General features: G+C 58.5%; 14 protein-coding genes and 1 tRNA gene. 5 read left to right on the plus strand and 10 right to left on the minus strand.

The genetic code is table 11. The annotated features are described in order from the left end of the window. Window positions 1–684, plus strand: a complete 684-nt coding sequence (locus AC53L6_RS09535) for a DUF2306 domain-containing protein (RefSeq protein WP_496907689.1) — start codon at window positions 1–3, stop codon at window positions 682–684. Here the strand turns inward: AC53L6_RS09535 and AC53L6_RS09540 are convergent. Together AC53L6_RS09540 and AC53L6_RS09545 are read right to left on the minus strand one after the other, a co-directional pair. Further along, window positions 674–913 (minus strand): Dabb family protein, encoded by a 240-nt coding sequence (locus AC53L6_RS09540; RefSeq protein ID WP_367278529.1) that lies wholly within the window; start codon window positions 911–913, stop codon window positions 674–676. The two genes, AC53L6_RS09535 and AC53L6_RS09540, sit on opposite strands and share 11 nt — an antisense overlap. A gap of 120 nt (window positions 914–1,033) precedes the next feature. Then, entirely contained in the window at window positions 1,034–2,575 is a 1,542-nt protein-coding gene (locus AC53L6_RS09545) for a helicase HerA-like domain-containing protein (RefSeq protein WP_496907690.1), read from the minus strand. A gap of 417 nt (window positions 2,576–2,992) precedes the next feature. Here AC53L6_RS09545 and AC53L6_RS09550 point away from each other — a divergent pair, with 417 nt between their 5' ends. Next, a complete protein-coding gene (locus AC53L6_RS09550) occupies window positions 2,993–3,637 on the plus strand; it encodes an invasion associated locus B family protein (protein WP_299198166.1) in 645 nt (214 codons plus the stop codon). Between the two features lie 46 nt (window positions 3,638–3,683). Here the strand turns inward: AC53L6_RS09550 and AC53L6_RS09555 are convergent, their stop codons facing one another. The 4 genes from AC53L6_RS09555 to AC53L6_RS09570 are packed head-to-tail and all read right to left on the minus strand — an operon-like array spanning window position 3,684 to window position 7,880. Continuing rightward, window positions 3,684–4,892, minus strand: coding sequence for a beta-ketoacyl-[acyl-carrier-protein] synthase family protein (locus AC53L6_RS09555; RefSeq protein WP_496907691.1), 1,209 nt, complete (start codon window positions 4,890–4,892; stop codon window positions 3,684–3,686). Next, window positions 4,892–5,152 (minus strand): acyl carrier protein, encoded by a 261-nt coding sequence (locus AC53L6_RS09560; RefSeq protein WP_299596704.1) that lies wholly within the window; start codon window positions 5,150–5,152, stop codon window positions 4,892–4,894. Before AC53L6_RS09560 ends, AC53L6_RS09555 begins: the two co-directional genes overlap by 1 nt. Before the next feature lie 33 nt (window positions 5,153–5,185). Further along, entirely contained in the window at window positions 5,186–6,277 is a 1,092-nt protein-coding gene (gene lpxD, locus AC53L6_RS09565) for a UDP-3-O-(3-hydroxymyristoyl)glucosamine N-acyltransferase (protein ID WP_496907692.1), read from the minus strand. A gap of 37 nt (window positions 6,278–6,314) precedes the next feature. Further along, window positions 6,315–7,880: a L,D-transpeptidase family protein gene (locus AC53L6_RS09570; protein ID WP_299768091.1), complete on the minus strand. Its 1,566-nt coding sequence runs from the start codon at window positions 7,878–7,880 to the stop codon at window positions 6,315–6,317. 354 nt (window positions 7,881–8,234) lie between these two features. On the opposite strand from AC53L6_RS09570, the gene mepK reads away from it, so the two are divergent. The 3 genes from mepK to AC53L6_RS09585 all read left to right on the plus strand — a co-directional run bounded on the left by mepK (window position 8,235) and on the right by AC53L6_RS09585 (window position 11,151). After that, a complete protein-coding gene (mepK, locus tag AC53L6_RS09575) occupies window positions 8,235–8,804 on the plus strand; it encodes a peptidoglycan L,D-endopeptidase MepK (protein ID WP_299198224.1) in 570 nt (189 codons plus the stop codon). Window positions 8,805–9,036: 232 nt separating this feature from the next. Next, a complete protein-coding gene (locus AC53L6_RS09580; protein WP_496907693.1) occupies window positions 9,037–10,995 on the plus strand; it encodes a bifunctional 2',3'-cyclic-nucleotide 2'-phosphodiesterase/3'-nucleotidase in 1,959 nt (652 codons plus the stop codon). Between the two features lie 79 nt (window positions 10,996–11,074). Further along, window positions 11,075–11,151, plus strand: a tRNA-Arg gene (locus AC53L6_RS09585). Between the two features lie 85 nt (window positions 11,152–11,236). On the opposite strand, the gene AC53L6_RS09590 is transcribed toward AC53L6_RS09585, so the two are convergent. The 4 genes from AC53L6_RS09590 to AC53L6_RS09605 all read right to left on the minus strand — a co-directional run bounded on the left by AC53L6_RS09590 (window position 11,237) and on the right by AC53L6_RS09605 (window position 15,030). Continuing rightward, window positions 11,237–12,466 (minus strand): MFS transporter, encoded by a 1,230-nt coding sequence (locus AC53L6_RS09590; protein WP_496907694.1) that lies wholly within the window; start codon window positions 12,464–12,466, stop codon window positions 11,237–11,239. A 266-nt stretch (window positions 12,467–12,732) separates the two neighbouring features. Further along, window positions 12,733–13,953, minus strand: a complete 1,221-nt coding sequence (locus AC53L6_RS09595) for a cysteine desulfurase (RefSeq protein ID WP_496907695.1) — start codon at window positions 13,951–13,953, stop codon at window positions 12,733–12,735. Then, window positions 13,946–14,551, minus strand: a complete 606-nt coding sequence (locus AC53L6_RS09600) for a Yip1 family protein (protein ID WP_472728075.1) — start codon at window positions 14,549–14,551, stop codon at window positions 13,946–13,948. Before AC53L6_RS09600 ends, AC53L6_RS09595 begins: the two co-directional genes overlap by 8 nt. Continuing rightward, window positions 14,548–15,030 (minus strand): YIP1 family protein, encoded by a 483-nt coding sequence (locus AC53L6_RS09605; protein ID WP_496907696.1) that lies wholly within the window; start codon window positions 15,028–15,030, stop codon window positions 14,548–14,550. Before AC53L6_RS09605 ends, AC53L6_RS09600 begins: the two co-directional genes overlap by 4 nt.

Genomic DNA, 15,030 nt, shown 5'->3' on the forward strand with positions numbered 1-15,030 from the left:
ATGGAGCCCACAGCACGCCGTACCGGATGGACGATTGCCGGGCTTGTGCTGCTTTTCGTGCTGATCCAAGGCTTTGTCTGGCATTCCGCGTCACGCGGTACGCTTGGCCTGTTGGGCAATCCAGCTGCCATTGAACGGCTTATCGGGCCCCAGGTCAGTCTTTTGGCCCTGTTCGCCCATATGATTTCGGGTGCGCTTGTGACCTTGCTGTCCGTGATCCAGCTGGCTGGCCCGCTCCGTGATCGCTGGCCCCGCGTTCATCGCATGTCGGGCCGCGTTCTTTCCGTGATGGCGTTGCTGACGGGTATCAGCGGTCTGATCTACATCGCTCTTAGCGGCACAGTTGGCGGGCCGCTGATGTCAGTGGGCTTCGGGGTCTACGGTGCGTTGATGATCACGGCAGCCGTCCAAACGCCCCGCTTGGCCATGGCCCGCGACTACACGCGCCACAGGCGCTGGGGCCTGCGCCTGATCGTACTGGGCCTGGGGTCCTGGCTGTACCGTCTGCACTATGGCCTTTGGTACGGGATCACCTGCACGATAGGAGAGCAAACCTGCGGTCTTGCTGCCGAACCGGACTTCTCCGGCCTCTTTGACCAGATACAGGTCTTTGCCTTCTACGTCCCTTACCTGCTTGCGCTTGAATGGTGGCTGCGCCGCGCACCGGCGCCTGTCAGAACGTAATATCCGCTGCGACGCGCAAATCGCGCAGAGGCCGCACAATATCTATAGACTTCTGATAAAGCGGGTGCGCCTTGTACGCCTCCAATGCGCCAGTGTCTTTGAACTCGGCATACACAACCACATCAACCTCGTCCGAAAGAGCATCGTTATGGGTGTTCTTCCGAACCGAGATCACATCAGCATGCGGGTTGGCTTCCAGAATGGATAGGCCATCAAACACACGGTCCACGTCCTTGCGCTCCTTCGCCCGGAAAAACACAACATGTCTCAGTCGATGCGCGTCAGGCATAGCAATCCAGCCCCTATCTTGGCGAAGGCGCAACGCCTTCTTGCCCGATATGGTGCAAGACTAGCGCCCTTTGAAGAGGCCACCCAAAATGCCGCGGACCATGCGCCGCCCCGTGGTGCCGGTCAGCTCCTTCACAACCATCTTGGTCATCGCCTCGCCAAAACTGGCCCCCCGGCGTGTGGACCGCGATGTTGAGCGTGTAACCCGCGCGCCAGAGTACCGGCGACCCGCATTGAACTCACGCAGGACAGGTTCCAGCTCTTCAGCCTTCTCCTCTGCGTCGGCCGCCTCTTTGGCTGCCGTATCCGCACGTGCCTTGAGAATTTCAAAGGCGGATTTGCGATCCATCGGCTCATCATATTTTCCCGCCATATCGCTGGCTGCCAGATGAGCAGTGCGCTCGGCCTTGGTGATCGGTCCAAGTTGCGATGAGGGTGGTCGGATCAACGTACGTTCGACAATTCCCGGCACGCCCTTCTTTTGCAGCATCGACGTTACGGCCTCACCCACGCCAACCTCGCGAATGGCTTCTTCCGTCTCAAAGCGTGGATTTTCGCGGTAGGTTTCTGCCGCCATCCGCAGCTCTTTGCGATCTTTCGCGGTAAAGGCACGCAACGCATGTTGAAAGCGATTGCCCAATTGGCCAAGGATGTCCTCGGGTACATCCGCAGGGTTCTGGGTGATGAAATACACACCAACCCCCTTGGACCGGATCAGCCGCGCCACCTGTTCCACCTTGTCGACCAGCGCCTTGGGCGCGTCCTCGAACAGCAGATGCGCTTCGTCAAAGAAGAACACCAGCTTGGGTTTGTCCGGGTCGCCCACTTCGGGCAGTTCCTCGAACAGCTCGGACAGCAACCACAACAGGAAGGTGGCATAGAGTTTCGGCGCCCCCATCAATTGATCTGCGGCAAGAATGTTCACCATCCCCTTGCCGGAAGCGTCCGTGCGCATCAGGTCTGACAGTTCCAACGCTGGCTCACCGAACAATTGGCTCGCCCCCTGGTTCTCCAGCACCAGCAAGCGCCTCTGGATCGCCCCAATGGATTGGGACGACACATTGCCATAGCGCAGGCTGAGGTCCTTGGCGTTCTCGCCGACCCAAACCAGAAGCGCCTGAAGGTCTTTCAGGTCCAAGAGCGGCATGCCTTCTTCGTCTGCAAGACGGAAGGCAATGTTCAGAATGCCCTCTTGTGCTTCGGTCAATTCAAGCAACTGCGCCAGCAACAACGGCCCCATCTCGGACACTGTCGTGCGTACCGGGTGACCTTGTTGACCGAACATGTCCCAGAACGTCACGGGGCAAGCATGATATGTGTAGTCTGAAAACCCGATCTTCTGCGCTCGCTCAGTGAACGGAACATGTAGCTTGTGATCGGGTGTGCCCGACTTGGCCAGCCCCGACAAATCACCTTTGACGTCTGACAGAAACACCGGCACCCCCGCATTCGAGAAACCTTCGGCCAAAATCTGGAGCGTGACGGTCTTGCCCGTTCCAGTTGCGCCGGCAACAAGCCCATGGCGATTGGCGTATTTCAGCGTCAGCCCTTGCTTCTCAGCATAGTCTACGCCGCCTCCACCGATAAAAAGACTGTCACTCATTGCTGTTAACCTTTTGTCCATTGGGCCTGCCGCGCCGACCATACAAAGTTAACACTTGGGTGCCATAGTGTTTTTGTTCTCGTCGAGATGTCCTCCCGGCGCTGAACACTTCCTCCCTGTCAGACTGGGCCGCGCTTCGTGCGCGGCCTTTTTTTCTCAACTAAACCGAACGGTTTAGATATTGATTTCACGGTCTTTTTATTTTCCGACATTCACTGTTGACCGTTGCGCGGCGCTCTCGTAACTTCTCGCGCATAAGTCGGCCAGTCCGACGGGGAGAGAAGAGATTGGAAAAGGGGGCTTTGGGGTCCCCTTTTTTGCTGTTTAATGCCGGTCACGAAAACTTTGCCCTTTACCCCTGACACCGCCTTTGGTCCGTGTTAGCAGTCAGGCAAATGCAACAAGAGCGGAATTGACATGCGCACTTCACTGATTGCCCTCTCCGTGGCCCTTTTGCTGCCACTTGGCGCTATGGCCCAGTCCACGGACACGACAACAGAAGGTACGGCCACAGAAGACGCGGCACCTGAAAACACAGACGAAGCACCGACTGTTGGAAATGCCATCGAAGACCAGTTGAGCCTCGGCGAAGATGCGTCGTCGCCACAGGTTGGTCAGACCTACACCAAGGAAACCAACGGAGACTGGGAACTGCGCTGCATCAAGGCAGAAGAAGGTGAAGAGCCTTGCCAGATGTACCAACTGCTGTCGGATGACGAAGGCACTCCGGTCGCAGAGGTTTCGATCTTCCGCCTGCCCGAAGGTGGTCGCGCTGTTGCGGGTGCCACAATCATCGTCCCGCTTGAAACATCCCTGCCCCAACAGCTGACAATGGAAGTCGACGGCGGGCAAGCGCGCCGGTACCCATATGCGTTCTGCAACCCGATCGGGTGCTATTCACGCGTTGGCCTGGTGGCCGAGGAAGTGGCACAGTTCCGGCGTGGTGCAAATGCAAAGCTGACAATCGTACCGGCGCTGGCTCCCGATCAGAAAGTCGAACTAACTATGTCGCTCAAAGGGTTCACGGCCTCTTTCGACAAAACTTCGATCGCGCAGTTCTGAAGACAGTCCTCAACCGGACAGAAAAGGCCGCCCTTTCGGGTGGCCTTTATATTTTGCGCAGGGCCAATACCGCGTTCATACCGCCAAAGGCAAAGGCGTTGGACAGGACAACATCAACCTGAGCCTCTCGCGCTTCGTTCGGAACAACGTCAAGCGCACATTCGGGATCAGGTTCTTCATAGCCAATCGTGGGTGCAATCACACCGTCGCGCAGGGCCATGATGCACGCCAGCAGCTCCACCGCACCGGTGCCGCCAATCAGATGCCCGTGCATCGATTTGGTGGATGAAATCATCAGCTTGTCAGCATGCGGCCCAAACACGTCGGCAACAGCAGCGCATTCCGTTTTGTCGTTGGCGGCGGTGCCTGTCCCGTGGGCATTTATGTAACCGACCTCATCCGCGTTGACGCCGGCATCCGCTAGCGCGCCGGACATGGCGCGCGCTGCGCCATTCTTTGATGGCATCACGATGTCAGCCGCATCCGACGACATGGCAAAACCAGCAACCTCGCACAGAATTTCTGCCCCACGCGCCCGTGCATGGTCATATTCCTCGAATACGAAAACGCCCGCGCCCTCGCCCTGCACCATCCCGTTGCGATTGGCCGAAAAGGGCCGGCAGGCGTCTTTGGACATCACACGCAGCCCTTCCCAGGCCTTGACGCCACCAAAGCACAACATGCTTTCCGACCCGCCGGTTATCATGACCGGCGCCATGCCGGTCCGCACCATCTGAAAGGCCTGCGCCATGGCGTGGTTGGAGGACGCGCACGCCGTTGCGACGGTAAAGGACGGCCCCTTGAGGTTCCATTCCATCGACACGTGGCTGGCCGCTGCATTGTTCATCAGCTTCGGCACGACGAAGGGATGAACGCGGTTCTTTCCCTCTTCATAAACAAGACGATAGTTCTGGTCCCAAGTGCTGACGCCGCCCGCCGCCGTGCCCAAAATGACACCAGATCTGGCGGCTTCATCGCCTGAAAACGTCAGTCCCGCCTGCTCGATCGCTTCCTTGGCAGCCGCCAAAGTAAACTGAGTGAACCGATCATAAAGGCTCATCTGTTGGCGGTTATAGCGTCCCTCGGCTTCGAACCCACGGACCTGGCCACCAATCTGGATGGCCAGCCGATCCACGTCCTGAAAATCCAGCTCACCAATGCCGCATTTCCCCTCGCGCATTGCGGCAAGTGTTTCGGAGACATCATGCCCCAGGGCATTCACAGTGCCCGCGCCGGTAATCACAACACGGCGCATCAGGTTTTCTGTTCGGAAACCAGCCGTTCAATGCCGGTAATGATCGACTGAACGTTCGATATATCGAAATCGCTCGCCTTTGGTTCGTTAGCGTTGAAAGGGACTTGGATGTCGAACTCTTCCTCAATGGCGAAAATGCTTTCCACCAGGCCAAGGCTGTCTATCCCAAGATCTTCCAGCGTGTTCTCCGGCGCCACATCGCTCCGCTCAAGCATCGCCTGCTCTGCAACGATCTCGATCACCCTGTCCTTGATACTCATGACAGCCGCCCCCTTGCCTGACTTGAGGTTGATTTAGTCATTGGCGTTGGACTTGAAAACCGCTTTCTTCAACTCCGCAACGTCGCGAAGAACGCGGGTCAGTCGCCGTGTGTTCTTGAATATGTCCAGGTTGGTTTTCATCTCAGTGGCGGGATAACCCATCATGACCTTTCCATCACGCACGGAACTCAACACCTTGCTGGCGGCAGCCAACACCACGTTGTTTCCGATTGTAAGGTTATCGGACACGCCAACCTGTCCCGCCATGACAACGAAGTTGCCCACCGTCACCGAACCGGCAAGGCCAACACAACCGCACAGCAGGTTGTCTTCGCCGATGACACAGTTGTGGCCGATGTGAACAAGGTTGTCGATCTTGGTTCGATCTCCGACTGTTGTGGGACGGATCGTGCCATTGTCGATGACAGTATTGCTGCCCACTTCCACATCGTCGCCAATGAAAACTGCGCCAAGGCTGGCGATGCGTGCCCACGGTTGCCCGGAGGCTTCGCCCTGATCGCCCAGGGACTCCCTGACGGCCTCCACACCGCTCTTTTCCGGAGTGACAAAGGAAAACCCGTCGCCACCAATTCGAACGCCCGGCTGAGCGATGAAATTGGCACCAATACGTACACCCGCGCCGATGCTGACATGTTCACGCAAATACGCGTTCGGGCCAAGAGACGCACGCCAACCGACAAAGCACAAAGGACCTATGATCGACCCATCACCGATCTCCGCGTCAGGGCCGACTACGGCACCCGCTGCAATGGTGACATCGTCACCGATCCGTGCCGTTGAATCTACAACCGCACTGGGATGAATGCCCGATCCAAACCCCTGCCCCGGATCAGCCATGGTGGTCAGCTGCGACATGGCAAACCGTGGACGTTGAGGCAGAACGGCCGCGTTCAGGCCCAATTCTTCCCAATCGGCTCCATCCCACAGCAGGGCCGCCTTGGCTGCGCCCGCCGCAATAGAACCTGCATACTTGGCATTGCTGGCAAGGGCCAAATCCTCTGGCCCCGCCTGACCCGGCTCCGACAGGCCGGTTACAACCATGCTGGTATCACCAACTGCCTCCGCCTCCAGTGCATTGGCAATCTCGGCAATGGTGTAACGCATGGCGGTCCCCTTTGGCTGCGGCCTTCGGGGGCAGGATTTACCCCTGAACGGCGCGCAGGGCCACCCCTGCATTCGCAAGAGCATTCCAGATCTTGGCATCACGACCATAGATGTCGCGGCGGTACTGTGTATGCCCTTTCGCAGTTGTGAAAGCGGTGCGATAGATCAGATGGACAGGCACCGGAGCCTTCAGATCCACACGCGTTTCACGCCCTGTCGCCAAGACCGACTGAAAGTACTTCTCCGGCTGCGCTTCCTGCTTGGCCAGCAAAGCATAAGCAAAGTCGAACGGGTCGGCCAAACGCACACAGCCGTGGCTATAGGCGCGCACTTCACGGCCGAACAGGTTTTTGGCCGGGGTGTCATGCAGATAAATGTTGTGCACATTCGGGAACATGAACTTCACCAAACCCAGAGCATTGCCCTTGCTGGGCGGTTGGCGCATGGCGAATGGGAATGTCTTGGCCGTGTACTGAGAGAAGTTGACCGCACCACGGTTGACCTTGCGGCCTCGGCTGTCGGTGATCTCGATGTGGCGCACGGCGTTGCGATTGGCCTTGAGTGCCGGCAGGTATTCCTTTGTCACGATCGAACGCGGCACGTACCAACTTGGGTTGATGACCATGAACTCCATCACGTCCGAAAACTCGGGCGTCGGACGATCATCCTTGTTGGCACCGACAACCGAACGGGTTTCGAATGTCACCTTGCCACCGTCGATGATCTTGGCGGTAAAGTCGGGGATGTTGACCAGGATGTGACGTTTGCCGCGCTCCTGATTGACCCACCGTTCCCGCTCCATCGCGACAATGATGGATTGCAGGCGCTGCTGCACAGATGTGTTCAGCTCGGTCATCGTACCCTGACCGGCCACGCCATCGGCCACCAGGCCATGCGCCAACTGGAATTGCTGCACAGCGGATTGGATGCTCGCATCATAGGTCTGCGTGTTCGTGCGCTTCAGAAAACCCATGGCAATCAGTCGGTTGCGCATGATCGCGACAGCATCACCCGTCTGGCCCGGTTTCAGGGAATTTACCGGTACCTTCTGACCCCAGCCGCCCTTGGCAAGCAACCGCTCCATGCGCAGCTTCTCTTTCATCAGGGCGTTGTATTCCATCGTCTTCGGCGCCAGCGCCTTGAAGAACCCGGATGGAGAAGACTTGGAGAAATTCACGAGGTACGACGTGCGATCCCGGTATGGCACCTGCCGCACAATGGCGCGGTCCACGCGCGACGGGACCAGCACACCGGTCTGCAGGTCACGCGCATATTGCAGGAAGGTGCGGCTCATCTCGACTTCGACCAGACCACGATCACGCTGGGTCTTGGCCGCCTTCATCTTGGCGTGAAGGCCTGCCGCATCATAGCGCGCGGCGGGCAGACCGTGATGGTCCGCATTGGACAACGCCTTGAACAATGCTGCGCGACGCTGGCGCTCGCGGCCCGTCCGTCCGGTCCACAGGCTCCCATAGGCGTTGGCCTTGTAGAATTCGGCAATGTCCGCGTCCCGTGCTGCTGCCTCGGCCACGGCCTGCTTGAAGGCCGTAACCTCGGCCGAAACCGTTTGCGGTACGACAGTTAGAAACGCTGCCGCCGTCATGGCCAGCGCCATCATCCAAATTCGAGAAAAAATCACCGTCACGTTGCACCTATTATTCTTGTACGCCAATTGATTTGGGTTATCCCAAAGCGTCGCGCGCCCTGTCTATTCACATTGCCGGTAGAGCAGCAAGAAGCACCTGCATGATGCGCGCCTGCATCGCTCTGGGGCGTCTGCGCCACAATGGTCAGAGTTTGCGCAAAAATCTGCCCAAATGACTTGCGACCGTTACATGACCCGATTCAGCACTTGGTAAACGAATCAAGCTATGCAATACAAATGTTGCATCTGGGGATGAGATAGCAAACTCCGTGTAACATCACGGACAGGCAGGCGTACGGGACGCGCAGTGACATGACAAAAAATACCTCTACGGGCATGACCCGCCGGGCAGTACTTGGTGCATTCGCAGCGACGGCGATCACGGCGGCACCGACTTTCTCAAACGCAGCAGGATTTCTTCGAGGCGCTGGCGATATTCGTCGGCTTCGGATGTATTCCGGTCGCACCGGCGAACGGATCGACATGATCTACTGGATTGAAGGTCACTACATCAAGGACGCGGTCAAAGAAGTGAACTACTTCATGCGTGACTGGCGGACGGATGACGTGAAATCCATGGATTTGCGCAATGTTGATATCATGGCGGCAGCGCACAACCTGCTCAACGTCGATGAACCCTACATGCTTCTCTCGGGCTACCGCAGCCCGAAGACAAACGCCATGTTGCGCTCGCGCAGCCGGGGTGTGGCCAAGAATTCTCTACACATGAAAGGTCAGGCCGCCGACTTGCGCCTGTCCACCCGATCGGTGAGCCAGATGGCTCGTGCCGCACAGGCATGCCGCGGTGGCGGTGTTGGCAAATACTCCGGCTCGAACTTCGTGCACATGGATTGCGGTGTTGTGCGATCCTGGGGCGGATAAACCTGCACGATCATAGCGCGAAGTAAGGCGCCATCGGCGCCTTTTTTCGTTTCGGAGGAACGGTGTTTTTTACCCGCCGTAATCCATGCCGCGCCATCGGCAAGAATTTGGTCAATCCCTGTGCTCAAACGCAGCCAGAATGCGCGATCTTCTGCCAGATCAGACATGAAACTGTGACAGAACGGCATTACGCGCCTAACGTGAACAACAGAACAACTCCCGGGGAATCCAAATGACACATCTCATTTCACGCCGCACTTTTTTGGCCACTACGGCCACTTTCGCGGCCATGCACCCGTTCTCCTTGCGCGCCAGCACCAATCAGGCGCACCTGCGCATCATGGAAACCACAGATCTGCACGTGCACGTCTTTCCTTACGACTATTACGCCGACAAACCCCGCGACACGGTTGGCCTGTCGCGCACGGCCTCGATCATCGAAAGCATCCGGGCCGAGGCCACGAACTCCATGCTCATCGACAATGGCGACTTCCTGCAGGGCAACCCCATGGGCGACTACATCGCTTACGAACGGGGCATGAAGGAAGGCGATAGCCACCCGGTCATCACCGCCATGAACACCGTCGGCTTCGACGCGGCCACCCTTGGCAACCACGAGTTCAACTACGGGCTCGATTTCCTGATGAAGTCGCTGGCCGGGGCCGACTTCCCCGTGGTCTGCGCCAACGTGTCCAAGGAACAAGGCGCGGACGCCGCAGCGGATACCACGCTGGTGCCTCCCTTCGTCATCCTTGACCGGACGGTTACGGATGGTTCGGGGGAAACGCATCCAATCAAGGTCGGCCTCATCGGCTTCGTCCCACCGCAGATCATGAACTGGGATCGCCGCCACCTCGAAGGCAACGTGCAGGCCCGCGACATCGTAGACACCGCTAAAACCCTCGTACCGCTGATGAAAGAACAAGGCGCCGATATCATCATCGCGCTCAGCCACTCCGGCATCGGGGCCGCAGACCACAGCGACGGGATGGAGAACGCCTCAGTCCCCCTCGCCGCCGTGGACGGAATCGACGCGATCCTCACGGGCCACCACCACCAGGTCTTCCCCTCGCCCACCTATGCCGACATGCCCGCCGTCGACGTGGCAAACGGCACGATCCATGGCAAGCCAGCGGCCATGGGCGGCTTCTGGGGCTCGCACCTGGGGGTCATCGACTTGATGCTGGAACGCGATGGCTCCAGCTGGCGCATCACCGGACACGGGTCCGAAGCACGGCCAATCTCGAAACGGAACGAAGACCGATCTGTCACCGCCCTCGTCGAAGACCACCAACCGGTCCTCGACAGCGTGCAGGCAGACCACGACGCCACACTGGCCTATGTCCGCCGCGCTGTCGGCAAGACCGACGCGCCGCTCCACAGCTACTTCGCGCTCGTGGCCGACGATCCGTCCGTCCAGATCGTGTCGATTGCCCAAAGCTGGTACATCGCCCAGATGATGCAGGGCACCGAATACGAAGGCCTGCCGATCCTCTCTGCCGCCGCCCCGTTCAAGGCAGGTGGTCGTGGAGGCCCCGAATACTTCACAGATGTGCCCAAGGGCGATGTCGCGATCAAGAACGTATCCGACCTCTACCTCTACCCCAACACCGCCCGCGCCGTGCTGGTCTCAGGGGCCGAGGTCAAGGATTGGCTCGAACGCTCCGCCGGCATGTTCAACCAAGTGGAACCCGGCAGCACCGACGCGCCGCTCCTGAACCCCGACTTCCCAAGCTATAATTTCGACGTGATGGACGGCGTGACCTACCAGATCGACCTCAGCCAACCGTCCAAATTTGACCCCAAGGGCGAATTGCTCAATGCGGACGCCAACCGCATCGTTGACCTGAAATTCAACGGTGAACCTATTGATTCTGAAGCGCAATTCATCATCGCAACGAACAACTACCGCGCGGGCGGCGGCGGTAACTTCCCCGGAGCCAAGGGCGACACGATTGTCTTCGAAGCCCCCGACACAAACCGCGACGTGATCGTGCGCTACATCGTCGAACAAGGCACAATCAGCCCCCGCGCCGACGCCAACTGGTCCTTTGCACCTCTCGACGGCACATCGGTCCTGTTCGAAACGGGCCCCAAGGCGCAGGACTATATCGACGATGTCAAAGGGGTGACAATCGAACCTGCAGGAGACGGCCCCGACGGTTTTGCACAGTTCCGCATCTCACTTTGACGTGCAGGGCGCAGGGCACCTGCGCCTTACGATTTTGCAATTGCAGGGCGCGGATGGCACCGCTATACCGCGCCCCAGTGGACCATTAGCTCAGCTGGATAGAGCGCTGCCCTCCGAAGGCAGAGGCCAGAGGTTCGAATCCTCTATGGTCCGCCATCTCCCACACACTGATCGCGTGCATCGCACTAACCAGTTCCGATTGCATCGACTTTAAAGGTGATCAACCTCAGCCAATCCCGCTCTAACCTCTGCCATGATCCAGTGCCTGTGCCGGGGACATCCGTTGCGCTTTGCGATAGTCCAGTACAAACAGAAAAGCCGACGACGCAATGGCAATCACCGCACCAATCATCGCGACACCTTGATAGTCGGTCACGCTCGTCCCAACCGCAAAAATTGCAGAAGCAATGATCGCGCCGCCAAAATGATTGACGGACAACAGCGAACTTCCGGCCCCTGCCCGGTCTGCGACAAGGTTCTGCACATACCCAATTGGGATAGACAGGATGATGCCCGCACCAATCCCCGCTGGCAGCACCAGCCACCACGCAAACCCAATAGACGGCATAAGACCCAAGACAGCGAGAAAGCCACCGTAAATCACAACACCGATCAGGATAAGGAACGAGGCTGAAACCACACGCAAAAACCGAACCGTCAGCATCATGACGGGAATTTCGATGAAGGCGACGAGGCCCGCAAAGACGGCGACGTCGGATTCGACACCACCAAGGTTGTTGAGGATCAGCAGCCCCAGCAGAATATTGTACAGCCCATTGGTGGCCGAGATCACGCAGATCAGAACCATACGCAGCAACAGGCCCGGCTCTGTCAGCTCCGACAAAGACGCCAACAACCCCTTGCCGGATTTCACGGTCTGCGACACCGTATGGTCCCGGTGCCACAACGTCAGGACGGCGGCAAGCGCCAGGACATTTGCAAAAGCGACTACAGCATAGGCCGCGAGCACATCGACACCCTTTACGAGGGCATACCCCCACACCACGGGTGTCAGTGCAAATGCGCCGGAAAACGTCGCCCGGGACAGCGTGGCCGCATAAGAACGATCAAGCTTCGGGTTCTCATTGGCCGCCACAACAGAGATTGCGAAATATTGGGTGAACGCCGTCGCTCCGACGGGAAACAGCACGACATGCACCAGCAAGAAAGCAATCTTCGAAGGCACGAAAAACATCAACAGCCCGGCTGCAGCGCCAACTGCCAATGCGGCCAGCAACGCTTCACGAAATCGTCCTGTCTGGTCCGTGTAGATGCCCACCAGTATGGACGCGACGACACTGAAAAACGCCCCACCCGTCACGATCAGAGCGTAGGCTGCATCGGAAAACCCAATCTCCTCGATCCCAATGATCGACTGGAACGGGCCAACCGTTGCCGCGCCAACGCCCATAAGGATCAAGCCAACCAGCGCCACTTGAAGCAGTCTGTCGGTCAGCGCTGTCTTGATCATTGATGAGTTCCAGACTGAGCAGCGGGGAGATCACGCAAAGGAATATGCGCCTGCCCCTCTATATGACGTGCAATCACAGATGGAAACGGCGCGACGCACACGCTTGTGCCTAACCGCCGCCCGGCTTCGGGCAGCAGCATCGCTCTCGGCTGGTTAACTTTGATAGAACGCAGCGCGCGCGCCTCAAGCCCCTGATTTACGGACGCTTTCACAAGTCGCTCAACAACTCGCAAATCGACCGAACGCCTTGTCCCCGCGGGGACAGATCACGCAAACAGGTCGTGTGCCAACTCCAAAGCGTCCACGAGCACGTCCACCTCTTCCTTGGTGTTGTACATACCAAAGGACGCTCGACAGGTGGCGTTCAGCCCCATGTGTTCCATCAACGGGCCCACACAATGCTGTCCCGCCCGGACCGCGACACCCTTTTTGTCGAGGATGGTCGAGATATCATGGGCGTGCCCAGCCCCGTCCAAAGTGAACGAGAAAATGGCGCCCTTATCCGGGGTCGTCCCCTGTACCTGCAGCCAGTTGAGCCCGCCCAACTTCTCCACCGTGTAGTCACGCAACGAATCCTCATGCGCCGCGATGGCCTCCATCCCGTGACCCATCATGTAATCCAGCGCGACCCCAAGCCCGATCATCTGCACGATACCCGGCGTGCCCGCCTCAAACTTATGGGGCGGATCGTTGTAGATCACACCGTCCTTGCTGACCTCCTTGATCATGTCACCACCGCCGATGAACGGGCGCATCTCGGCCATGCGTTCAGCTTTGCAGTAGATGGCGCCGGATCCCGACGGACCATAGAGCTTGTGACCGGTGATCGCGTAGAAATCCGCACCCAGATCCCGCACATCAACCGGCATGTGCACCGCAGCCTGAGACCCGTCGACAAGCACCGGCACGCCCTTGGCGTGGGCGCCCTCGCAGATCGCTTTCACGTCCACCTTGGTGCCCAGCACATTGGACATGTGCGTTACGGCCACCAGCTTGGTCTTTGGCCCAATCGCATCAATGACCTTCTGAGGATCAAGCGCACCGGTGGCGTCCACATCCACCCATTTCAAAACGACACCTTGCCGTTCGCGCAGGTAGTGCCAGGGCACGATATTGGCGTGGTGTTCCATCACGGACAGCACAATCTCGTCGCCTGCCTCCATCCGTGGCATGGCCCACCCATAGGCCACCATGTTGATGCCTTCGGTTGTGCCCGAGTTCATCACGATCTCATCTTCGGAGCCTGCATTCAGGAAACGCGCCAACTTGCCTCGGACGCCTTCGTAATTTTCGGTCGCGAGATTAGAAAGGAAATGCAAGCCTCTGTGAACATTTGCATATTCCTCGGAATAAGCTTTGGAAATGGCGTCAATCACGACCTGCGGCTTCTGAGCCGATGCGCCACTGTCCAGATAAACCAGCGGCTTTCCATTCACCTCACGGCCGAGAATGGGGAAATCCGCCCGGATGGCGTTCACATCATACATTCGCAAGTCCTCCTGCCGTCACGCCCGTTAGCGTCACAAGCATCATCATTCCAACAAACAGGCCTGCCAGCACGATGATAAGCAGGCCAAAGGCACGAAACAGCGAGTCAAAGCGCAAGGCCGCGCTGACAAAATGCAATAAAAGCCAAAAGGCGACGATGGCAACAACCAGTGCCACAAGGCCCGCGATGCCCGGCACGATCAAGCTCAGCACAAGCACAAGCGCCTGTGCAGCCGCACGCAGGGCCTGCAACCAGGTCAGCAGTGCCAGCATGTCGGTGAGTTCACCATGTCCGCCAAGGGCCCGTCCGGCCCAGACAAGCCCGTGCACCATGACCAGAAGCCCGCCCGCGATCATCGCAAACAGCGCAAAGGGCCGTTCAAGCAGGGCCAGAAGCGGTATCGCCGCCCGTGCGGCAGGATCAATCGAACCGGGGGCAAGCACCGCGGGCGCTGAGGCCAGAATGGTATTGACCGCAGCCACCGCAAATAGCGCAAAATACAGGGTCTGCCGGTCCAGATGCCACCCGATGATCCGCTGTGCTACCTCTTTGGGATTGCGCAGCGTTTCGACCGCCAGGTCCGCGACGGCGTTCACGCTGCCCGCTCCTGCGCGATGGATCCACCGATCCAAAACCACATGAACACCACGAACCAGACCAGGCCAACGGTTTGCAGCCCGATCCCCGGGCCGATGAAACCTGCTATCAGACCATGCAGCAGGATCAATGGCGATGACGCAAGCAGCGCCCAAAACAGTACCAGCCGCGCGCCATAAGATGTGCCCTGCCCGCGCAGAAGCCGCCCAATACCATGCGCAGCAAAAGCGATCACGTAGAACAACAGCGGGGCCACAAAAATCCACGCCAGAAGCGATGCGCCCATCAGCATGTTCAGATCCTGACCGGTTAAATGCGCCTCTCGGGCCAGTCGCGGCAGTTGCGCGATGAAGACCAGGGCACATGACGCCATGAGATAGGCCAGCGCACGATCTTCGCGTTGGCCAAGCTCAAGCAGGCGCCGTATGACGCGCCCTGGACCACGATACGTGGCCGAAATGTTCCGCGTGATGGCCAT

The organism is Tateyamaria sp. LSS28, from assembly GCF_059611725.1.